This is a genomic window from Streptomyces sp. BR1 (assembly GCF_052373795.1).
Taxonomy (GTDB): domain Bacteria; phylum Actinomycetota; class Actinomycetes; order Streptomycetales; family Streptomycetaceae; genus Streptomyces.
In genome coordinates this window covers 6,585,481-6,606,677 of record NZ_CM126252.1, presented here as the reverse complement: position 1 = coordinate 6,606,677, position 21,197 = coordinate 6,585,481, and the positions used below count along the sequence as shown (strand labels likewise).

Sequence of the window (21,197 nt, the reverse complement as noted above, 5' to 3'; positions counted from 1 at the left end):
AGGTAATCGGAATCGAAGGTACGGGTGTCAGGCGCCCATGGCGCCATCCGTCACGCGGGGCTCAGACCTCCATGGTCCTGCCCCGCCGGACCGGGCCCTTCGGCAGGGCCATCTGGATCTCCTCGCGCAGGTCCTGGATCTTCTGGTACCCGGCGTACTGCGCGGTCAGCCGGTACATCTCGCGCAACCGGTCCCAGGTGCGGTGGGACGAGGTCTCCCCCATCGACACCAGGGCCAGGCGGGCGTAGCGGTCCGCCTGTTCCGGGTCGTCGGCGATGAAGCAGGCCGACGCGAGCGAGATGTAGTCGAAGATCTTGGAGCGCTGACGGCCGTTGACCCTCAGCTCCAGCGCCTGCTTGGCATGGCGGGCGGCGATGCCGGCCACGCTGGGGTCGTGCTCGGCGAGCGTACGGAACGCCAGGGCCTGCATGCCGTGGAGGTCCGCCTCGTCGAACATCTGCATCCAACTGGGCGGCGGCACATCGCCCTTGTCCGAGACGAAGAGCTCCTCGGCCTCGCCGAGGGTGCGCCGCATCTGCTGGCCCTGCCCCATCGACGCCTGCGCCCAGGCCTCGATGGTGTGCAGCATCGCGTGCGTACGCGGCAGGGTCTCCTGGCCGGAACCGGACTTGGCCAGCTTCATCAGGTCCAACGCGTCGTCGGGACGGCCCAGATGGACCATCTGGCGCGCCGCGCGGGAGAGCGCTTCGCCGGCGCGCGGGCGGTCGCCGCCCTCGCGGGCCGCGTGCGCGGCGATGACGAAGTACTTCTGGGCGGTGGGTTCGAGGCCGATGTCGTGCGACATCCAGCCGGCCAGTACGGCGAGGTTGGCGGCGACGCCCCACAGGCGCCGCTGGAGATGGTCGGGGTGTCGGTAGGCGAGCATGCCGCCCACCTCGTTGAGCTGGCCCACCACCGCCTTGCGCTGGAGTCCGCCGCCCCGGGACGCGTCCCAGGCGCGGAAGACCTCGACCGAGCGCTCCAGCGCCGCGATCTCCTGCGACCCGATGGGGGCGGCCTCATAGCGGTCGTACCCGGCGGGATCGGCGTGCAGGGGATCGTCGAAGATGGGGGCGTCGGCCGAGAGTACGGGGTCGGTGTGCAGCCAGTCGTGCATGGCGCTGCTGAGTGCGGAGCCTGCGGCGAGCGCGGCGCCCGCGCCCACCAGACCGCGTCGGTTGAGCATGAGGTCCATTCCCGTGAATTCGGTGAGGACCGCCGCCGTCCGTTCGGGCGCCCACGGAAGGCCGTCGGGGTTCTGCTTGGGTCCGACGTCCCGCCGCTTTCCGGCGCGCCCTTGCCGGTCGAAACCGAGGTCCTCGATGGTCACGACACGGCCGAGTCGCTCGGTGAACAGAGCCGCCAGCACCCGCGGCACCGGATCGCGCGGGGACTCCCCCATGTCGATCCAACGCCGCACCCGCGAGGTGTCGGTGGCCAGTTGGGGGTGACCCATCGCGGCCGCCTGCCGGTTCACCAGTCTCGCGAGTTCGCCCTTGGACCAGCCGGCGAGGCCGAAGAGGTCGTTCAGGCGAGTGTTGGGTTGTCCGTTCACGTCAAGCCCCCAGGTTCTCGGCTGAGTTGACAGTAACCCCCTGTCAGATGCGGTGGGACTATTCGCCACGGTTCGCCAGGGCACGCCACATGGTGTGCCACCCGCAGTCGGGTGTCAGGTAAGAAGGCGCCACCCCGCCCCGGCAGGCGGACCCCATTCCCCAGGGTGGGATCAGGGCCACCGGGCCGGGCTGGTGGCAGGCAACTTGTCGGCGCACGAAGGGATCTGTTCGCCCATGTACACAGCATCGTCCTCCGTGTCAGCCCCGCCCCGGCCGCACCGTCACCTGGTGGCGGGTGGCGGACCGTACCTCGACCCCTCCCACGCCGCACCGGCCGCGCTCGGCGCCGGCCGGGGCACGCGCCGCCCGGGGGCGGGCATCCAGCCGCCCAGCGGGAGGATCGACCTCTCCGGCCCCCAGGGCGCGCAGCTGCGGATGGCGATCGCCTCGGTGCACCGGATCTGCCCGGAGTTCAACCCGGTGCAGGTGCTGCGGCGCAGCGGCCGGTCCGTCCTGCTCGTCGGATCCACCGGGCGCGCCACGGCGGTCGCCAAGTGTCTGCTGGACCACTCGCCCGGCTGGGCCGAGCGGTTCAGGCACGAAATAGCGGCATACCGCGCGTTCGTCCGGCACCGCCCACCAGTGCGGGTGCCGCGTCTGATCGCCGCGGACCCGGACAACTGCACGCTGGTGATCGAGCGGATGCCGGGCCGTGCGGCGGCCCTCACCCGGCACCCGGTCGAGGCTCCGCCCCGTGCCGACGTGAGGGCCGCCCTCGGGGCCATCGGGCGGGTCAACGCCTGGCGGCCGCCGGTGGAGATGTTCACGCAGCCGCTGGAGTACGCCTCCCGTATCAACCGCTACCACGAGCTCGGTCTCTTCACCGACCGGGATCTGAGCGATCTGCAGAAGCTGGTGCACGGGCTGGCCCACTCGGGCCGGCCGGTCGCCTGGCAGTTCTCGCACGGCGAGGCGCTGCTGACGAACGTCCTGCTCTCACCGGCGGGTCCGGTGCTCGTCGACTGGGAGCACGCCGGCTGGTATCTGCCGGGGTACGACCTGGCGACGCTGTGGGCGGTGCTCGGGGACGCGCCGGTGGCCCGGCGGCAGATCAGCCAGGCGGCCCAGGCGTCCGGCCCGGCGGCGCGGGACGCGTTCCTGGTGAACCTGATGCTCGTACTGACGCGGGAGATCCGGACGTACGAGACGGCCGTGCAGCGCACCATGCGCGAGTCGACGCCCTCGGGCGCGCTGGCGCAGCAGCCCGGTGTGCCCTCGGCCGGGGAACAGCAGCGGCTGCTGCTGCGCAGGCTGCACGACGACTGCGCCCTCGCGCGTCGGGCCGTGCGTGCGGCGGTCGGGACGCGCTGACCGCCGTGGGACGGGGGCCCGTCCCGTCACCTGCTCAGCGGGACGGGCCCCGGGGAAAAGGAGCGCGCTGCGCGCACGGTGCCGACACACCGTGGGCGCGGCGCGCTGCCGCGTCCGCGCTCAGCGCACCCGCACGATGTCGACGTCGTCGGCCTTCACCATGCCGATCCGGTGCCCGATCTGCACGGTCACGTACTTGGCCCGGCCCGCGAAGTACGTGTGGTCGTACGGCAGGGACGAGTCGATCGTCGGCGCGTAGAAGTAACCGGTGGGCGCCTCGCCGCCGCCCGGGTAGGACTGGCCCGCCTTGATCGTGTACGGGAGCGGGGTGCCCAGGTGCGGGGCGGTGAAGTCCGCCGGGTAGTCGGCCTTGTCGGGGTAGGCGACGCCGTACACCGCCACCTCCGCCCGGCCCGCCTTCGGCCGCACGACATAGCCTGCGGTCGGCGTGGTCACCCGGGCGTGTACGGGCGTCTCGAACCAGGCCTTCTGGCCGTACCACCAGATCGCGGTCCAGCCGGGTCTGCGCTCGGCAACGACGGCCTGCTGGGTGGCGCTGACCTTGCTGCCCCAGTCGTTGGCGCAGTTGGTGCCGGGCTGGCCGGGCGCGTGCAGGCCGGGGTCGGCGAACAGCGGGGCGGTGGCGGAGGGTTCGGTGTGCAGCGGGACGGCGCTGCTGCCCTGCACCGGCAGGTCGACGTTCTTCTCGCAGTCACGGAACGCCTGCTGGTTGGCGCTGAACTTGGGGCTGATGGTGACCAGTTGGCTGCTCGGCCGGGCCGTCGGGTGGGTGGGCTCGCCGAGGATGCTCATGAAGCGGTTCCAGTCCCAGTACGGGCCCGGGTCCCAGTGCATGTTCTTGGTGCCGGCGGCGGTGGTCGGCGGGACGTTCTCATGGCCGAGGATGTGCTGGCGGTCGAGCGGGATGTCGTACTTGGCGGCCAGATACCGCACCAGGGCGGCCGTGGAGCGGTACATCGCGGGCGTGTACCACTTGCTGCCCGCCAGGGCGAAGCCCTCCTGCTCGATGCCGATGGAGTGCGTGTTGACGTACCAGTTCCCGGCCTGCCAGGCGACGTCCTTGGTCTTCACCATCTGCGCCACGTGTCCGTCGGAGGAGCGCACGACGTAGTGGGCGGAGACGGATCTCTTGGGATCCTGGAAGATCCGGAGCGTGGTGGCGTAGTCCTCTTCCGTATCGTGCAGCACGATGTACTTGATGGCGTTGGTGGACGGCCGGTCGGCGATGTCGTAGTTCCCGTACGCCTGTTTGTTGGCCGGATCGCCGTTCTGCTGATACGCGGCCGGGACCCAGTCGCATTTCAGGACGCGGGGGCACTCGGTGGTCGCCCGCTCCTGGGCGCCGGCCGGGGAGGCGGGGGCGAGCAGGGCGAGGCCGAAGGCCCCGGTGGCGGTCAGTGCGAGCGCGAGCCGGGGCCTCTGATGGGACGTCATGACAACCCTTCCTGCCGGGAGTTCACCTCAGGTGCGGTGCGCGCACACTGTGTGACCCCGGGTGAGGGCGCGTCAAGAGTTCGCCCACAAGGGTGCGTTGTGTCAGTGGATCAGACCAGTGAAGGGGGCGGCCGACCTGCGGGTTCGGCCGTACTGGAAGAGTTCTGCGGGGAGCGGCTTCAGCCCTGCTGGAAGAGCTCGGCGGGCAGCGGCTTCAGGAGCGCGTACAGGTCGTCGGTGATCGGCCGGTCCCAGCTGGCGATGGTGACGAGCACATTGTCGCTGCGGTCGAACTGCACACAGGAGATACGGCTCTCGGAGAGCTTGAGCCGGCGCACGATGAGCAGGTTGTCGCCCTGCATCACCGGGATGTCCTCGGAGCCGACGACCTCGATGGGCTCGTCGTTCTCCAGCGCCACCAGGAGCTGGGAGACCTCGAAGGGCACCTGCCCGTCCTCCAGGTCCCGCGCCGGGGAGCCCTCCGGCAGATTGCCGATGACCATGGAGGGGCCGCGGCCGCCGAACAGGTCGTAGCGCAGGAAGACGCCCTGGCAGCTTCCGTCGGGGGCGGGCAGCAGCCCGGCACCGAGATTTCCGGGCCAGTCGCCCGGGTCCATGGCCAGGACATCGAAGTCCGGGCCCGCGGGAGTGGCGGAGCTGCGGCGGCGGAGGAACGACATGCCGCCAATGGTACGTGGCCGGGGCGCCGTGCCGGGCCCCGGCCCACGTGCGGCGGTTCAGTTGGCCGCCGCCCCCGGTTCCGGCCGGTTCTCGGTGTGCCGCAGGAGATCCGGCAGCCCGGCGAGGTCCGTGCCGATCTTGCGGAAGACGCCGGAGAGCAGCAGCTCCACGGCCCGCTCCCGGATGCCCAGCTCCTCGGCGATCCGGGTGTTCGCCCAGCCCCGGGCCGCCCGGTCGGCGGCCGTCTTCTCCTGCGCGGTGAGCGAGTCCGTACCGACGGCGCGCAGCCTCAGCGGCCGCAGGCCCGACGCGGCCAGCTCGTCGCGCGCCCGGCCCGCCAGCCCGTCGGCACCGCAGAGCACCGCGCTCTCCATGCCCCGTACAAGCAGGTCGGCGGCGTCCTGGTGCAGACCCGCACGGGTGAGCGCCGTGCCGTGGTCGACCAGCGCGCAGGCCAGCTCGTACGCGGAGGGCGAGCGCTCCAGATGGTGCACGGCCTCCGCGAGCAGCGCCAGGCTCTGCGCGCCCGTGGTGACCTTGGCCGCGGAGTGCAGGGCCCGGCCGATGGCGCCCGCCGTGCCGAACCGGCGGGCGAGTTCCACGCCCTCCTCCGCCACCGCGAGCGCCTCCACCGGGTCCGTCTGCGCCAGTGACTCGGCGAGCAGCGGCCGCCAGGGGCACCACGCCGGATTGCGCATGCTCCGGCGGTCGAGGCGCCGCCCGACCGCGCGCAGCCGCCGTTCGGCGTCACTACGCAGGCCGCGGGCGAGCAGCAGCTCGGCGTAGACGGTCTCGGAGTCGGGGTAGACCACGGCGTTGGGCACGACCTGGCCGTAGTTGTACCGGTCGGAGAGCTCCTGTGCCTCGTCGATCCGGCCCCGGGCCAGCAGGATCTCGATGAGGATGCCGAGGGCGAACCACTGGGCCGGGATGCGCTGGCCCACCCGGTCGGCGATCCGCAGCCCGCCGTGTACCAGGTCCTCGGCCTCGGCGAGCCGTCCGCGCCGGAAGCGGATGTACCCCAGCAGGGTGAGCCCGAACGACAGGTGGGCGCCGCGCCAGCCCCGGCTCTCGCACTCGGCGATTCCCTTGGTGAACAGCTCGTCGGCGCGGCCGGGCTGGTCGCAGTACATGAAGGTGAGCGCGACCAGGACGGGGACCTCGAAGCCCCAGTTCTCGTCGGTCCAGGAAAGGCCCTCGCCCAGCGCCTCCTCCGCGTACGGCAGTGCGACGGAGGCGGGCTCGCCCCGGACCATCGCGTCCCAGGCCCGCAGCCCCAGGATGTAGCGCTCGGCCATGCCACGGGTGGTGATGTGGTCGGCGAGGCGGGCCAGCCGCCGCGAGCGGGCGGCGGACTCCTCCTCGTCGGCGCGGAACGCGTTCCACATGAACCCCTCGGCCTGCATCCGCAGCCGGGTGCGGGCGCTGGTGGAGTTCCTGGCCTCGGCGGCGACGACCTCGGCCGCCTCGCCCATGCGGTCGGTGTGCGCGAGCGCCTGGGCGAGCCGGTAGGTGATCGCCTCGCGCAGGGCGGGGGCGAGCTCCGGCTCCTCCAGCGCCGCCTGGAGGTGGTTGACCGTGGTGGCGGGCTCGCTTAGCAGCGCCGAGCAGCCGAGCTCGAAGAGCACCTCGGCCCGGTCCTCCAGGCCGGGCGGTTCCCGCAGGGCGCGGGCCAGACAGCGCCGGGCAGCTTCTGGCGCACCGGCGCGCATGCACTCGCGCGCGGCCGCCCTCAGCTGCTGCACCGCCCAGCGGTCGTTGTCCGGATGCATCTCCAGGAGATGCCGGGCGGCGACCGTGGGCCCGAGGCCCGCCTCGGTGACGGAGACGGCGGCCTGTCCGTGCATCGCCACCCGCATCGCGGGCGGGATGGCGCGGTAGACGGCGGTGCCGACCAGTGGGTGGAAGAAGTCGAGGCGGTCGGGATCGCCCTGGCGGGCGGCGAGGATACGGGTGTCGCGCAGCTTCTCGATCGCGTCGACCGACTCCTCGACGCCGAGTCCGGCGACGCTGCTCGCCATGTGCGGGTCGACGGAGGTGCCCAGGATGGCGACGGCCCAGGCCAGTCTGACCGGTGAGGGGCCGAGCCGTTCCAGGCGTTCGACGAGTCCGCTGCCGCGTGCCGAGGAGGCGAGTTCGCGCAGCTCGGCGGCGTTGGCGTAGTGCGGTTTGATGTCCCGCTCGCGGATCTTGGCGATCAGTTCGACCGCCTCGAACGGGTTGCCTCCGGTGAGCGCCCAGCACTCCCGGGAGAACAGGTCGTCGGCGCCGTTCTGCAGCACTTCGTGGACGAGGCGGCTCACCCCGTGCGGGGAGAGCGGCGCCAGGTTGAGCGGCCGCGAGCCGTGCCGTTCGGCCAGCCTGCGGAACTCGCCCGCCTGCGCGGGCAGTTCCTCGGGCCGGTAGGCGACCACGATCAGGATCGGCAGATCGCCGGCCCGCAGCGCGAACGAGCTCAGCCAGGACAGCGACTCGTCGTCCGCCCAGTGCGCGTCGTCGACGATGAGCACGATGGGCGCGTGCTGGACGGCGAACCGGGTCACCAGCCAGTCGAGACCGTCCCGGACGCCCTGCGGGTCGGGCGAGCCGCCGCTGCGGTCGGCGACCAGGCCGACGGCGGGCGCCACGATGTCGTACCAGGTGCCCAGTATCCGCCGGTGTTCCTCCTCCCCGGCGGCCGCGAGCACGGGTTGCACGAGCTGGCGCACGACATGGAAGGCCACGCCCTGCTCCTGCTCGCCGCCCCGGGCCGTCAACAGGGTGCAGCCCCGTGCGGCGGCGGTTCTGCGCAACTCGGCGACCAGGGTGGTCTTGCCGAGACCCGCCGCCCCGGAGATCGCCAGCAGGCCGCCGGATGGAGCGGCCGCCTCGTCGTCGCCTCCCGCGCCGCACAAGTCGTCCAACATGCCTTGAATCAACAGGAGTTCATTGTCCCGCTCAAACAGTCGCCTGCGCGTACCACTGGTCCGCCGGCCTCTGGTGTCCGCCACAACCGTCCCCTTTTGACAGTAGGGCCGAGCCTACGCTTTCGGACACGCACCGTGACACCGATGTGACCGCTTTGCAAAGTCGGCTTGACTAACTTTCTTGGATCTGCTCGGGGTTGACGCGCCCGCGGGGGGCGCACGGCATCGCTCCGCACGCGGCTTGTGGAGTGCCGGTCAGCGGCGCACTATGTGGTTTCCGGACAGCAGCTCCGCCCATGGCTGCTCACACATCGGAGCGCGGAAGGCGGAGCGATGACGTCCCAGGGAACCCCGCGACGGCCCGAGTCGCGCACCGGGCTGGTCGACATCCCCTTCCACGCGCGATGCCATCCACGCCATGCGGTGGCGCGTCAGCACACGCTCGACTGGCTTCACCGGTTCGGGATGCTTTCCGGCCAGCATGCGACGGACGAGTACGACGCGATGGGGCTGGAACGTCTGATGGCGTACTTCTATCCGGATGCCACGGATTCCGATCTCGCGCTTGCGACCGACCTCAATGCCTGGTTCTTCGTCTTCGACGACCAGTTCGACGGGCCGATCGGACGGCAGCCCGACGCCGTCGCCCGGCAGATCGACACCATGCTGCGCACCATGAGCGACCAGGGACCGGCCCCGGGCGACCCGAGCAACCATCTCGCGGACACGCTCGCCCAGTTGTGGCGCCGCCTCAGCGACGGCACCCCGCTGCTGTGGCAGGCGCGCTTCCGCGACCACTGGCGCGACTATCTGACGGCGTACCACTGGGAAGCCCTCAACCGCACCCGTACGGGACTGCCGTCGCTGCCCGGATTCCTGCGAGGGCGCCGCGACTCCATCGGCGTGCAGCCCTGCCTGGACCTCGTCGAGCGCTGCGGCCGCTACACGCTGCCCGTGGAGCTGCACAGCGGCAGCCCGCTCGCCGAGATGCGGTGGATCACCGCCGATGTGGTGATCTTCGTGAACGACATCGTGTCCGTGGACAAGGAGCTGGCCGCCGGGGACGTCAACAACAGCGTCATCATCCTGCACAAGGGCTCCGGCCTGTCGGTGGAGCGCGCCGCCCGCGAGGTCGCCAGGCTCGCCAACTCCCGTGTGGCGCACTTCCAGACGCTCGCGGCCGAGCTGACGTCCGCACTCGCCGTGGCGGGCGTCTCGAACCGGCTGCGCGCGCATGTCGACGACTACGTGGAGGGCATGCGGGCGCTGATGAGCGGCAATCTGGCGTGGTCGCGTACGACGGCGCGCTACAACGAGACGGGCATCGAGGCCGCGACCCGGGGCCAGCGGCCGTGGGCCCACCTCTTCGAGGAGGCGGACGCGCTGGACGCCTGACCGGGCTCTAAGCGGGTACGCGGTGGCGCTGCTGGTGGCGTGCGACCCGGGCGCGGTTGCCGCAGGACGGCTTGCACCACTCCTGGCGCGGGTGCTCCTTGAGGAAGTACCGCACACAGCGCGGGCCGTGGCAGGCCCGCAGCTTCTCGCGGTCGGGCCCGGCCAGGAACTCGACGGCGGCCCGGGCGAGCGCGGCGCACAGCACCGTGACCGCGTCCGGGACCGCGTCGGCGCGGCGCTCCAGGTACGGGTCGGCGCCCTCGGGCCACTCCAGCCGGGGCACGGTGGGCACGGCCGCGGCCGCGCGGTTCACCAGATCGAGGGCCGCCCCGACGGGCGGCAGCCGGTCGGCGTCTGCGGAGCTGGGCGGGCCGGGCCGTACCGCGTGGGCGAGCAGGGCGCGCACGGCGGCCCGCAGCGCGCGCACCGAGGCCAGGGCCACCTCGTCCGCGACGAAGCCCTCGGCGCCGGGCACGGCCGCGTGCTCGCGCACCCAGCGGGTCAGCCCCTCGGCCTCGTCGAGGTCGTCGGCGACGCCCCCGTGTCCGTCGTGCCGGATCGTGAGGGCGAGGTCGAGGACGAGGGAGTGGTCGGCCATGTGTCTCATGGTAACCAGGACCACAATCGTTAGACGCGGGCATGCCCGTCCCCTCCCGTACACACGGGCACGGGGCACGGACGTGCCGGGCCGCACCAATCGACACGGGTGCGCCCGGCTCCTCCTGTCTGCGCTCTCCGCCCCGCCGCTCAGGTCAGGTCGAACTCGCCGTCCCGCGCGTTCAGTACGAAAGCGCGCCACTCGGCCGGGCTGAAGATCAGCGACGGACTGGTGGGGCTGCCGCCGTTGCGCATCGCGATGAACCCCTCGACGAAGGCGATCTGGACGTCCCCCATCCCCTGACTGCTAGACCTCCAGTCGGCGTTGCTGAGATCGAGCTCCGGCTTGTCCCAACCCACAAGGGTCTGCTGGGTGGTGCTCTCGGCCACGTCCCTGCTCCTCCCGGTTCCCTGTCGTCCGGGGCCAGACTAGCGATCGCGTCCGGTCACGGACAGGCCACGGAAGGAGTACCGCGCCGCGCCGGTGTCGACGACCGGACAGGCGCTAGTGATCCGGCTGCTCCGCCCCTACCAGCCACATGGCGAAGAACTGCGAACCGCCGCCGTAGGCGTGTCCCAGCGCCTTGCGCGCCCCGTCGACCTGATGCTCCCCCGCCCGGCCCCGCACCTGGAGGGCCGCCTCGGCGAAGCGGATCATGCCGGAGGCGCCGATGGGGTTGCTGGACAGGACCCCGCCGGAGGGGTTGACGGGCAGATCGCCGTCGAGCCCGGTGACACCGGACTCGGTGAGCTTCCAGCCCTCGCCCTCCGCCGCGAACCCCAGGTTCTCCAGCCACATCGGCTCGTACCAGGAGAACGGCACGTACATCTCGACGGCGTCGATCTCCCGGCGCGGGTCGGCGATCCGGGCCTGGCGGTAGACGTCGGCGGCGCAGTCCTTGCCCGCGCGCGGCGAGACGAAGTCCTTGCCGGCGAACATGGTGGGCTCGCTGCGCATCGCCCCGCCGTGCACCCAGGCGGGCGGATGCGGCGAACGGGCCGCGCCCGTACGGTCGGTGAGGACCATCGCGCACGCCCCGTCCGACGACGGACAGGTCTCCGAGTACCGGATCGGGTCCCAGAGCATCGGCGAGGCCTGGACCTTCTCCAGGGTGATGTCGTGCTCGTGCAGATGCGCGTACGGGTTCAGCAGCGCGTTGCGCCGGTCTTTGTACGCGACGAGCGAGCCGACCGTGTCGGGTGCGCCGGTGCGCCGCATGTACGCGCGCACATGCGGCGCGAAGAAGCCGCCCGCCCCGGCGAGCAGCGGCTGCTGGAAGGGGACCGGCAGCGACAGACCCCACATGGCGTTGGACTCGGACTGCTTCTCGAAGGCGAGGGTCAGCACCGTGCGGTGGACCCGCGCGGCCACCAGGTTGGCGGCGACCAGCGCGGTCGAACCGCCGACCGAGCCCGCGGTGTGCACCCGAAGCATCGGTTTGCCGACCGCGCCGAGCGCGTCGGCGAGGTACAGCTCGGGCATCATCAGCCCCTCGAAGAAGTCGGGGGCCTTGCCGATGACGACGGCGTCGATGTCGGACCACGTCAACTCGGCGTCCTCCAGCGCACGTTGGGCGGCCTCCCGGACCAGCCCCGCGATGGAGACATCACGGCGGGCGGCGACGTGCTTGGTCTGGCCGATCCCGACGACGGCCACGGGCTCCTTAGGCATGGGGGCCCTCTCCTTCCAGGACGGCGACGAGGTTCTGCTGGAGGCACGGCCCGGAGGTGGCATGGGCCAGCGCCCGGTCGGACTCGCCCCGGTGGATCCGGGCGGCCGCCTCACCGATCCGTACGAGGCCCGCGGCCATCACGGGGTTCGCCGCGAGCGCTCCCCCGGACGGGTTGACGCGCACATCGGCGCCGAGCCGCAGCGCCTTGCGCAGTACGACCTCCTGCGAGGTGAAGGGCGCGTGCAACTCGGCCGTGTCCACCGGCCGTTCGAAGGCCCCGGCGCGCTCGGCCGCGAGCCGGGTGGACGGCGAGTCGGTGAGATCGCGCACCCCCAGGGCGTGTGCCTCGATGCGATGGTCCATGCCCCGGATCCAGGCGGGCCGCGCACACAGTCCGCGTGCCACGTCTCCGGCGGCGAGGACCACGGCGGCGGCCCCGTCCCCGACCGGCGGGCAGTCACCGGTACGCAGCGGATGCACGAGATAATCCCCCTGCGGACGCGAACCACGCACCTGTGCATGGGAGTTGGCGGTGGCGTCGGAGCGGCTACGGGCCGCGATCCCGGCGAGCGCGGCCTCGTCCGTGTCGCCCGCGTCGATCAGCGCCTGCGCCTGGAGGGCGGCGAGTGCGACCGAGTCGGGCCACAGGGGCGCGAGGTAGTACGGGTCGAGCTGCCGGGTCAGTACGTCGCGGACTTCGCCGGGCGAGGACTTCCCGTACGCGTAGACGAGCGCGGTGTCCGCCTCGCCGGTGAGGATCTTCACCCAGGCCTCGTAGAGGGCCCAGGCGCCGTCCATCTCGACGTGCGACTCGGCGATCGGCGGCCAGGCGCCCACCCCGTCGAGCGCCATGGTGAACGAGAAGGCCCGGCCCGCGAGATAGTCCGAGGAGCCCGAGCAGGTGAACCCGATGTCACCGGTCTTCAGGCCGGTCGCGTCCAGGACCTGGTGCAGCACCGGCATCAGCATCTCGACCTCGGAGAGCTCGTCCGTGCGGCGCCGATGGTCCGTCTGCGCGAAGGCGACGACGGCGACATCCCTGGCCGGATCCATCAGATCAGCTCCTTGTACGTGTCGTAGTCGGCGTCCGGCTCGCCCGTGGGCCGGTAGTGGTCCGGGTAGCGCCCGCCCTCGCTCCACACCGGCTCGACGCGCAGCCCCATCCGCACCTGGTCGTACGGGATGCCGCCGATCCGCCCGTGCAGCGCGAGGTCGGCGCCGTCGAGCGCGATGTGCGCGTAGACGTACGGCACATCGATGTCGAGGTTCTTCGCCTTGATGTTGACGATGCAGTACGTGGTGACTGTGCCGGCCGGACCCACCTCGACCCGCTCCCCGGTGGCGACCCCGCAAGTGGGGCAGGCCCCCCGGGGCGGCACATACACCTTGCGGCACGAGGGACACCGCTCACCGACCGCACGCTGCTCGGCGAGCGCGTTGATGTACCCGGTCTGGGCACGGCCCGGGCTGTAGATGTAGTCGAGCCGGGCGGGGGCGACGATCTGGGTGACGGGATCGACGAACTCCCCACTGTGCGGCGCGGGTTGGTCCGAAGACTCACTCTCGTACGGGACGAAGCAAGCGATGTCGGTGATCGCGCCACTGCGTTCCGGGGCCCAGCGAACCTTGACCCGCATCCCGGTCCGCACGGCGTCGGGCCCGGGCGCGTCCAGAACGTGCAGCAACGCGGTGTCGGCCCCGTCGAGCCGAACCAGCACCCAGGCGAAGGGGGTATCGAGCGGCTGGTCCCGGCGGGGCGACGGGTTCCAGGCCCAAGTGGTGACGGTCCCGGTGTCGGCGACCTCGACGAGCTCGCGGATCTCCTCAGCGGTGACGGGGTCGTACTCGACGGGCGGGACGAGCGTGCGCCCGTCGCGGGCCTTCACCCCGAGAAGGACGCGCTCACGCAGCCCGGTCAGAAAGGCGCTCTGAACCTGCCCGAGAGAGCGGGTAAAGGGGAACTCGACGACGAGCGGTGCTTTAAGGACTTCAGGCATCGAGGGCGTGCCTCCTTCATCAGTACGGCGCGCCCCCATAAGGGGCGCGGGGAACTGCGCGACCAGCCCACGACGGCCCGCAGCCTCAGAGCGACCCGTGCCAGTGGCAGCGGCTACGCGCGCCGGTAAACAGGCGCACGCTTCTCCGCGAAGGCGCGAGCGCCTTCCTTCGCATCGGCCGTATCGAACACCGGCCAGCCGCGTTTCAACTCGGCCGCGAGCCCGTCGGTCTCCGTCATCTCCGCGCTCTCGTACACCGACGCCTTGACCGCCTCGACGGCCAGCGGGCCGCAGGCGTTGATCTGTTCGGCGATCTCCAGCGCCGTATCGAGCGCGCTGCCGTCGGGCACCACGCGGCCGACGAGCCCGATGTCCCGCGCCTCGGCCGCGCTGTACGGGCGCCCGGTGAGCAGCATCTCCAGGGCGTGCGTACGCGGGATCTGGCGCTGGAGCCGCACGGTCGAGCCGCCTATGGGGAACAGTCCGCGCCGGACCTCGAAGAGCCCGAAGACCGCGCTCTCCCCGGCGACGCGGATGTCGGTGCCCTGAAGGATCTCGGTGCCGCCCGCCACACACGCACCCTCCACCGCCGCGATCACGGGTTTGCGCGGGCGGTGATGGCGGAGCATCGCCTTCCAGTGGAGGTCGGGGTCGGCCTTGAGCCGGTCGCGGTACTGCTCGCCCTCCATCCCCCGGCCCGCGAGCGCCTTGAGGTCCATGCCCGCGCAGAACGCGCCGCCTGCACCAGTGAGGACGACCGAGCGGACCGTGTCGTCGGCGTCGGCCTCCAGCCACCCGTCGTAGAGGCCGACCAGCATGGCGAGCGAGAGCGCGTTCTTGGCCTGCGGCCGGTTGAGGGTGAGTACGAGTGTGGCGCCTTCGCGGCGCACGGCGAGGTGTTCGGTGCCACCCATGGGCGTGCCTCCCGTCATCGGACTGGAACAGGTTGCAGGAGCCGGGGGCCCAGTACAAGAGTTTTCTGACAGTCAGTCAGATTCTTTCGCCGGGGACCCTTCCCAGTTGCGGTCGGCTCTGCTCTGATGACGGCCACACGGGATGACGCCGGGGTCAGGAGGAGCGGTGGAGTACAACCTTGCCGACCTGTTCGAGTCGGTCGTCGACGTGGTCCCCGACCGCGAGGCCCTGCTGTACGTCGACCACCCCGGCACGGGAGCGGAGCGCCGGCTGACCTACACGCAGCTGGACGCGGCGGCCAACCGGATCGCCCACCATCTGCTCGACAGCGGCATCCGCCCGGGCGAACATCTGGGGCTGCACCTCTACAACGGCGTCGAATACCTCCAGACGGTGCTTGGCTGCCTCAAGGCCAGAGTGGTGCCGGTCAACGTCAACTACCGCTATGTGGAAGAGGAATTGGTCTACCTCTACCGCGACGCGGACCTCGCGGCGCTGGTCTTCGACGCCGAGTTCACCGAGCGGGTCGCGGGCGCGCTGCCGCACACCGAGAAGCTGCGCCATCTGATACGGGTCGGGGCGCCGCCCGAGGAGGCGCCCGCGCTCGACGCCGTACCGTTCACCGCGGCCGAGGCGGCCTCGTCCGCCGGGCGCGGCTTCGCGCCCAGATCGCCCGACGACCTCTTCATCATCTACACCGGCGGCACCACCGGCATGCCCAAGGGCGTGATGTGGCGCCAGGAGGACCTGTTCTTCTCCGGGTTGGGCGGCGGCGCGCCGACCGGTGAGCCCATAGGACGGCCGCAGGAGCTGGCCGAGCGGGTCGCGGCGGGCGGCGAGGGCATCACCTTCTTCCCCACTCCCCCGCTGATGCACGGCACTTCCACGCTCACCGCGTTCATCGGCTTCAACTTCGGCCAACGCGTGGTCATCCACCGTAAGTTCGTGCCCGAGGAAGTCCTGCGTACGATCGAAAAAGAACGGGTCACCAGTGTGTCGCTGGTCGGCGACGCGATGCTGCGGCCGCTGATCGACGCACTGAGCGGCCCCATGAAGGGCACCGACTGCTCGTCCGTGTTCAGCGTCTCCTCGTCCGGCGCGATCATGTCGGAGACGGTCCGCGCCCAGTTCAGCGCACTGGTCCCGAACGCGATGCTGCTCAACAACTTCGGCTCGTCGGAGTCCGGCTTCAACGGTACGGCGACCGACGACTCCGGCCCCGACAAGGGGTTCCGGCTGCGCGTCAACTCCCGTACGGCGGTGGTCGACCCGGTCACGTACGAGCCGGTGAAGCCCGGCGAGCCGGGCCGTATCGCCCAGCGCGGTCACGTACCGCTCGGCTACTACAACGACCCGGTCAAAACCGCCGACACGTTCTTCCAGAAGGACGGCGAGCGCTGGGTGCTGCTCGGGGACATGGCGACGGTCGACGAGGAGGGCATCGTCACCGTCCTCGGCCGGGGCTCGCAGTGCATCAACACCGGTGGCGAGAAGGTGTATCCGGAGGAGGTCGAGCAGGCGCTCAAGTCCCATCCGGATGTGTACGACGCGCTGGTCGCCGGGGTGCCGGACGCGAAGTGGGGCAACCATGTGGCGGCGGTGGTGCAGTTGCGCGAGGGCGCCGGGACGCCGTCGCTCGACGACATCCAGAGCCACTGCCGCACCCGGCTCGCGGGCTACAAGGTGCCGCGCCAGCTGGTGATCGCGCCCACCATCCAGCGCTCGCCCAGCGGCAAGGCGGACTACCGGTGGGCCCGGGCGGTGGCGGCGGAGTCGGCGACGGGGTGACGGACCGGCGGAACCGGGTGGTCAGATGCCGAACTCCCGTATCTCCGCCAGGAATTCGTCCGGACGCTCGGCATGGACGGAGTGGCCCGCGTCGATCGTGACGAGCCGGGCGCCGGGGATGCGGGCGGCCATCTCGGCTATCGCCATCTGGTCGATGTGACTGTCCGGACCGCCCGCGACGAGCAGGGTCGGGGTGGTCAGGGTCGCGTAGCCCTCGTACCAGGTGGGATCGGGGTCGTTCAGCTGGGCGTCGATGTCGCCGATGATCGCCCAGTCGAAGGAGAGCTCTCCTTCGGGCCGCTCCACGAACCCGCGCCTCGGCACGATGGGGATCAGCGGCGGGCACTCCTCCAGGACCAGCCGCCCGATCAGCCCGGGCGCGTCCTCGGCGAGCAGCACGCAGGCGGCGGCCCCCATGGAGTGGCCGACGACATCGGCGCCGGCCAGCCCGAGGGCGTCGATGAAGCCGCGCAGATCATCGCGGAACCCCTCGAACGAGTAGCTGCCGGGCCAGTCGCTGAGTCCGTGGCCGCGCAGGTCGCGGGCGTAGACGCGACGCGTCGCCGCGAGCGCTTCGGCGATGCGGGTCCAGTCGGCACCGGTGCCGCCCCGGCCGTGCACGAGGACGACGGGCGGCGCGGACTCCTCGCCCCGGACGCGGTACGCGAGCCGGATCCCCGAGCCGGTCAGCACCCTGCGGACGCCGTCACCGGCCTCGGGCCCGTCGTGCGCGGTCTCGTCATGCGTCGTGAACTCAGGCATACCGGTGATCCTCACAGCCCATGGCGATCTCACCAAGGAATTTCGCCGAGAGCGCGCACGGCGACGCGCGAAGCGGGTTGTCCACAGGTCTTGACGGTCCGGCCGGATGGCTGGATTACTGATTCCGGGAGGATCGACCGAATGATCGGTCGTCCGATTCGTACGGAGTGATGACGGGAGCGGCCCATGGCGGCACCTCTGCTGGACGCGGCGGAACGGCTCAGCAGGCCGGAGCTGGAAGCCCTGCAGCTCGACCGGCTGCGGGCCTCGCTGCGCCATGCGTACGAGCATGTGGGCTTCTACCGGGAGGCGTTCGACAAGGCGGGGATACGGCCCGAGGACTGCCGCTCGCTCGCCGACCTGGCCCGCTTCCCCTTCACCACCAAGGCGGATCTGCGCGACCACTACCCCTTCGGGATGTTCGCCGTCCCCGAGGCACAGATCCGCCGTGTGCACGCCTCCAGCGGGACGACCGGCCGCCCGACCGTCGTCGGCTACACCGAGCGGGATCTGGACACCTGGGCGGACGTGGTGGCCCGCTCGATCCGCGCGGCGGGCGGAAGGCCCGGCCACAAGGTCCATATCGCATACGGATACGGGCTGTTCACGGGCGGTCTGGGGGCGCACTACGGAGCCGAGCGGCTGGGCTGCACGGTGATCCCGGCGTCCGGCGGCATGACGGCACGTCAGGTCCAGTTGATCCAGGACTTCCGCCCCGAGATCATCATGGTCACGCCGTCGTACATGCTGACGCTCCTCGACGAGTTCGAGCGTCAGGGCGTCGATCCCCGGACCACCGCGCTGAAGGTCGGCATCTTCGGGGCCGAGCCGTGGACGGAGGAGATGCGCCGCGAGATCGAGGAGCGGTTCGCCATCGACGCGGTCGACATCTACGGCCTGTCCGAGGTCATGGGGCCGGGCGTGGCGCAGGAGTGCGTGGAGACCAAGGACGGGCTGCACATCTGGGAGGACCACTTCTACCCCGAGATCGTCGACCCGCTCACCGGCGAGGTGCTGCCCGAGGGCGAGCGGGGCGAGCTGGTCTTCACCTCGCTCACCAAGGAGGCCATGCCCGTGATCCGTTACCGGACACGGGACCTGACCCGGCTGCTGCCCGGTACGGCCCGGGTGTTCCGGCGGATGGAGAAGGTGACCGGTCGCAGCGACGACCTGGTGATCCTGCGCGGGGTCAACCTCTTCCCCACCCAGATCGAGGAGATCGTGCTGCGCACACCCGGCGTCGCCCCGCACTTCCAGCTGCGGCTCACCCGGGAGGGCAGGCTGGACGCGCTGACGGTACGGGTGGAGGCGCGCGCGGACACGGCGCCCGAGCAGCGGGAGGCGGCCGCCGCCTCGATCGCCTCGGCGGTCAAGGACGGCATCGGGGTCTCGGTCGGGGTCGAGGTCGTCGACCCGGAGACGATCGAGCGGTCGGTGGGCAAGTTCAAGCGGATCGTCGATCTGCGCAACGGTCCCGCGGCTCACGGCTGAGGATCTTCCCCGGGGGCGGGCGGTGGTGCCGGTCGGCCTGTTGACAGGTGTGCGCTCGGGCTGAATGAGTGGCTGCGGTACGCCGTATGTCATGAGCAACCACCAGTGTCACCCGCCCATTTGGGAGGAACGTTGGCTCTCCGCACGCGCACAGGAACACGTACACGTACACGCACGACGACCCGGGCCAGACGGCTCGCGCTCACCGGGATCGCCCTGTTCACCGTCGCCGCCTCGCTCTCCCCGGCGGCCGCCGCCGAGAACCGTGACCGCGACCGCCACCCCTCGGGCGGCGGCCTGTCCGCCGTCATCCGCTACACCGAGTACGGCATCCCGCACATCGTCGCCAAGGACTACGCCGACCTCGGCTTCGGCACCGGCTACGCCCAGGCGGCCGACCAGGTGTGCACCCTCGCCGACGGGTTCGTCACGGTGCGCGGGGAGCGGTCGCGGTGGTTCGGCGCCGACGGCGAGACCGACGGCTCGCTCTCCTCGGCCAGCAAGAACCTGTCAAGCGACCTGTATTTCAAGGGAGTCAGGGACGCGCACGTCGTCGAGAAGCTGCTCGCGACCCGCGCGCCCGCCGGGCCGAGCGCGCAGTCGAAGGAGCTGATGCGCGGCTGGGCGGCGGGCTACAACGCCTGGCTGAAGCAGAACCGGATCACCGACCCGGCCTGCAAGGGCGCGCGCTGGGTCCGGCCGGTGACGCTCTCCGACGTGGCCGCGCACGGCTTCGCGATCTCGGTGCTCGGCGGGCAGGGGCGCGGCGTCGACGGCATCACGGCCGCGCAGCCACCGACCGCCGCGACCCCCGCGACCGCCCCGGACCCGGCGGGCAGCGCCAAGGCGGCCAGTGAGCTGTTCGCCCCGGACAAGGCCGACATGGGCTCCAACGCGGTCGCGTTCAGCGGCGCCGCCACGGCCAACGGACGCGGGCTGCTGCTCGGCAATCCCCACTACCCCTGGCACGGCGGCCGCCGCTTCTGGCAGATGCAGCAGACCATCCCGGGCGAGCTGAATGTCTCGGGCGGCGCCCTGCTCGGCAGCGCGACGGTGAGCATCGGCTTCAACGACAAGGTGGCCTGGAGCCACACCGTCGCGACCGGCGTCACGCTCAACCTGCACCAGCTCAGCCTCGACCCGGCCGACCCGACCGCGTATCTCGTCGACGGCAAGCCGGAGCACATGACCCGGCGTACGGTGACCGTACCGGTGAAGGGCGGGGCGGCCGTCACCCGTACGCAGTGGTGGACCCGGTACGGGCCGATCGTCAGCAACCTCGGCCCCTCGCTGCCGCTCCCGTGGACCAAGACCACGGCGTTCGCGCTCAACGACCCCAACGCGCTCAATCTGCGCGCCGCCGACACGGGCCTCGGCTTCGCCAAGGCGCGCAGCACCGCCGACATGCTCAAGGCCCTCGGCCGCACCCAGGGTCTGCCGTGGGTGAACACGATCGCCGCCGACTCCTCGGGGCACTCCCTGTTCACCCAGTCCCAGGTGCTCCCGCGCATCACGGACGAGCTGGCCGCGCGCTGCTCGACCCCGCTGGGCAAGGCGCTCTACCCGGCGTCGGGCGTCGCGGTCCTGGACGGCTCGCGCGGTGACTGCGCGCTCGGCTCGGACCCGGACGCCGTGCAGCCCGGAGTGTTCGGGCCCGCCAAAATGCCGGTGCTCAAGGACGCCGCGTACGCCGAGAACTCCAACGACAGCGCCTGGCTGACCAACGCCGACCATCCGCTGACCGGCTTTGAGCGCGTCTTCGGCGCCGTCGGCACGCCCCGCTCGCTGCGTACGCGGGGCGCCATCGAGGACGTCTCGGCGATGGCGGCGAAGGGCGAGCTGACGGTCGCCGATCTCCAGCGGCAGGAGTTCGCCGACCGGGCGCCCGCCGGAAACCTGACGGCCGCCGACACGGCCAAGGCCTGCGCGGCCCTGCCCGGCGGAACGGCAACGAACAGCGGCGGCAAGGCAGTTGATGTCTCCTCGGCGTGCGCGGTGCTGGCCAAGTGGGACCGTACGGTCAACTCCACGAGCCGGGGAGCGCTGCTCTTCGACCGCTACTGGCGCAAGCTGACCGCGACCGTACCGGCGGCCGAGTTGTGGAAGGTACCGTTCTCCGCCGCCGATCCGGTCCGCACGCCGAACACGCTCAACACCGCCTCGCCGGGCGTCGCACGGGCCCTTGCCGACGCCGTGACCGAGCTGCGCGCGGCGGGCATTCCACTGGACTCGGCTCTCGGCGAGCACCAGTACGTCGTACGGAACGGGAAGCGCTTCCCGCTGTCCGGCGGCACCGAAGGGCTCGGCATCTGGAACAAGGTCGAGGGCATCTGGGACCCGACGGCCGGCTACACCGAGGTGTCCACCGGGTCCAGCCACATCCAGGCGATCGGCTGGAACGGCAGCGCCTGCCCCGTGGCCCGCACACTGCTCACGTACTCCCAGTCCGAGAACCCCAACTCCCCGCACTACAGCGACCAGACGAAGCTGTACTCGGCCAAGCGCTGGGTGACGTCCCGCTTCTGCGAGCGGGACATCCTCGCCTCGCCCGCGCTGCGGGTGGTACGGGTGCACGAGCACCGCTGACGAGAGGCGCGGCCCGCCGCCACA

15 protein-coding genes and 1 pseudogene are annotated in these 21,197 nt (G+C 71.4%); 5 read left to right on the top strand and 11 right to left on the bottom strand.

Annotation, left to right across the window (positions count from 1 at the left end):
* Nucleotides 1–61 precede the first annotated feature (61 nt).
* Nucleotides 62–1,555 carry a DNA-binding protein NsdB gene (locus ACT1U9_RS29015; protein WP_444535575.1) on the bottom strand — a complete coding sequence of 498 codons (1,494 nt, stop codon included), beginning with the start codon at nucleotides 1,553–1,555 and terminating at the stop codon, nucleotides 62–64.
* Between the two features lie 235 nt (nucleotides 1,556–1,790).
* On the opposite strand from ACT1U9_RS29015, the gene ACT1U9_RS29010 reads away from it, so the two are divergent.
* Nucleotides 1,791–2,927, top strand: a complete 1,137-nt coding sequence (locus ACT1U9_RS29010) for an aminoglycoside phosphotransferase family protein (RefSeq protein ID WP_444535574.1) — start codon at nucleotides 1,791–1,793, stop codon at nucleotides 2,925–2,927.
* A 120-nt stretch (nucleotides 2,928–3,047) separates the two neighbouring features.
* Here ACT1U9_RS29010 and ACT1U9_RS29005 read toward each other — a convergent pair whose 3' ends face one another.
* The 3 genes from ACT1U9_RS29005 to ACT1U9_RS28995 form a co-directional block, all read right to left on the bottom strand.
* A complete protein-coding gene (locus ACT1U9_RS29005) occupies nucleotides 3,048–4,382 on the bottom strand; it encodes an N-acetylmuramoyl-L-alanine amidase (RefSeq protein ID WP_444535573.1) in 1,335 nt (444 codons plus the stop codon).
* 179 nt (nucleotides 4,383–4,561) lie between these two features.
* Nucleotides 4,562–5,062: a hypothetical protein gene (locus tag ACT1U9_RS29000; protein WP_444535572.1), complete on the bottom strand. Its 501-nt coding sequence runs from the start codon at nucleotides 5,060–5,062 to the stop codon at nucleotides 4,562–4,564.
* 57 nt (nucleotides 5,063–5,119) lie between these two features.
* Nucleotides 5,120–7,969, bottom strand: a complete 2,850-nt coding sequence (locus ACT1U9_RS28995) for an ATP-binding protein (RefSeq protein ID WP_444535571.1) — start codon at nucleotides 7,967–7,969, stop codon at nucleotides 5,120–5,122.
* Between the two features lie 333 nt (nucleotides 7,970–8,302).
* Here ACT1U9_RS28995 and ACT1U9_RS28990 point away from each other — a divergent pair, with 333 nt between their 5' ends.
* The gene (locus ACT1U9_RS28990) at nucleotides 8,303–9,364 is read left to right on the top strand and encodes an isoafricanol synthase (RefSeq protein ID WP_444535570.1); all 1,062 of its coding nucleotides are present in this window, start codon (nucleotides 8,303–8,305) and stop codon (nucleotides 9,362–9,364) included.
* A gap of 7 nt (nucleotides 9,365–9,371) precedes the next feature.
* Here ACT1U9_RS28990 and ACT1U9_RS28985 read toward each other — a convergent pair whose 3' ends face one another.
* The 6 genes from ACT1U9_RS28985 to ACT1U9_RS28960 all read right to left on the bottom strand — a co-directional run bounded on the left by ACT1U9_RS28985 (nucleotide 9,372) and on the right by ACT1U9_RS28960 (nucleotide 14,545).
* On the bottom strand, nucleotides 9,372–9,962 hold the full coding sequence (locus tag ACT1U9_RS28985; RefSeq protein ID WP_444535569.1) for a CGNR zinc finger domain-containing protein: 591 nt from the start codon (nucleotides 9,960–9,962) through the stop codon (nucleotides 9,372–9,374).
* Between the two features lie 149 nt (nucleotides 9,963–10,111).
* On the bottom strand, nucleotides 10,112–10,351 hold the full coding sequence (locus ACT1U9_RS28980) for a DUF397 domain-containing protein (RefSeq protein WP_188275855.1): 240 nt from the start codon (nucleotides 10,349–10,351) through the stop codon (nucleotides 10,112–10,114).
* A 115-nt stretch (nucleotides 10,352–10,466) separates the two neighbouring features.
* Nucleotides 10,467–11,633 carry a thiolase domain-containing protein gene (locus ACT1U9_RS28975; protein ID WP_444535568.1) on the bottom strand — a complete coding sequence of 389 codons (1,167 nt, stop codon included), beginning with the start codon at nucleotides 11,631–11,633 and terminating at the stop codon, nucleotides 10,467–10,469.
* Entirely contained in the window at nucleotides 11,626–12,687 is a 1,062-nt protein-coding gene (locus ACT1U9_RS28970) for a thiolase domain-containing protein (protein ID WP_444535567.1), read from the bottom strand. Before ACT1U9_RS28970 ends, ACT1U9_RS28975 begins: the two co-directional genes overlap by 8 nt.
* Nucleotides 12,687–13,631, bottom strand: coding sequence for a Zn-ribbon domain-containing OB-fold protein (locus ACT1U9_RS28965; RefSeq protein WP_444535566.1), 945 nt, complete (start codon nucleotides 13,629–13,631; stop codon nucleotides 12,687–12,689). Before ACT1U9_RS28965 ends, ACT1U9_RS28970 begins: the two co-directional genes overlap by 1 nt.
* A gap of 113 nt (nucleotides 13,632–13,744) precedes the next feature.
* Nucleotides 13,745–14,545, bottom strand: coding sequence for a crotonase/enoyl-CoA hydratase family protein (locus tag ACT1U9_RS28960; protein ID WP_444535565.1), 801 nt, complete (start codon nucleotides 14,543–14,545; stop codon nucleotides 13,745–13,747).
* A gap of 166 nt (nucleotides 14,546–14,711) precedes the next feature.
* On the opposite strand from ACT1U9_RS28960, the gene ACT1U9_RS28955 reads away from it, so the two are divergent.
* Nucleotides 14,712–16,334, top strand: coding sequence for an acyl-CoA synthetase (locus ACT1U9_RS28955; RefSeq protein WP_444535564.1), 1,623 nt, complete (start codon nucleotides 14,712–14,714; stop codon nucleotides 16,332–16,334).
* A gap of 21 nt (nucleotides 16,335–16,355) precedes the next feature.
* Here ACT1U9_RS28955 and ACT1U9_RS28950 read toward each other — a convergent pair.
* Nucleotides 16,356–17,024: pseudogene (locus tag ACT1U9_RS28950) on the bottom strand (alpha/beta fold hydrolase); the annotation flags it as partial.
* A 258-nt stretch (nucleotides 17,025–17,282) separates the two neighbouring features.
* Here ACT1U9_RS28950 and paaK point away from each other — a divergent pair.
* Nucleotides 17,283–18,587 carry a phenylacetate--CoA ligase PaaK gene (gene paaK / locus ACT1U9_RS28945; RefSeq protein WP_444535563.1) on the top strand — a complete coding sequence of 435 codons (1,305 nt, stop codon included), beginning with the start codon at nucleotides 17,283–17,285 and terminating at the stop codon, nucleotides 18,585–18,587.
* Nucleotides 18,588–18,797: 210 nt separating this feature from the next.
* Nucleotides 18,798–21,173 carry a penicillin acylase family protein gene (locus ACT1U9_RS28940; protein WP_444539278.1) on the top strand — a complete coding sequence of 792 codons (2,376 nt, stop codon included), beginning with the start codon at nucleotides 18,798–18,800 and terminating at the stop codon, nucleotides 21,171–21,173.
* Nucleotides 21,174–21,197: the final 24 nt, after the last annotated feature.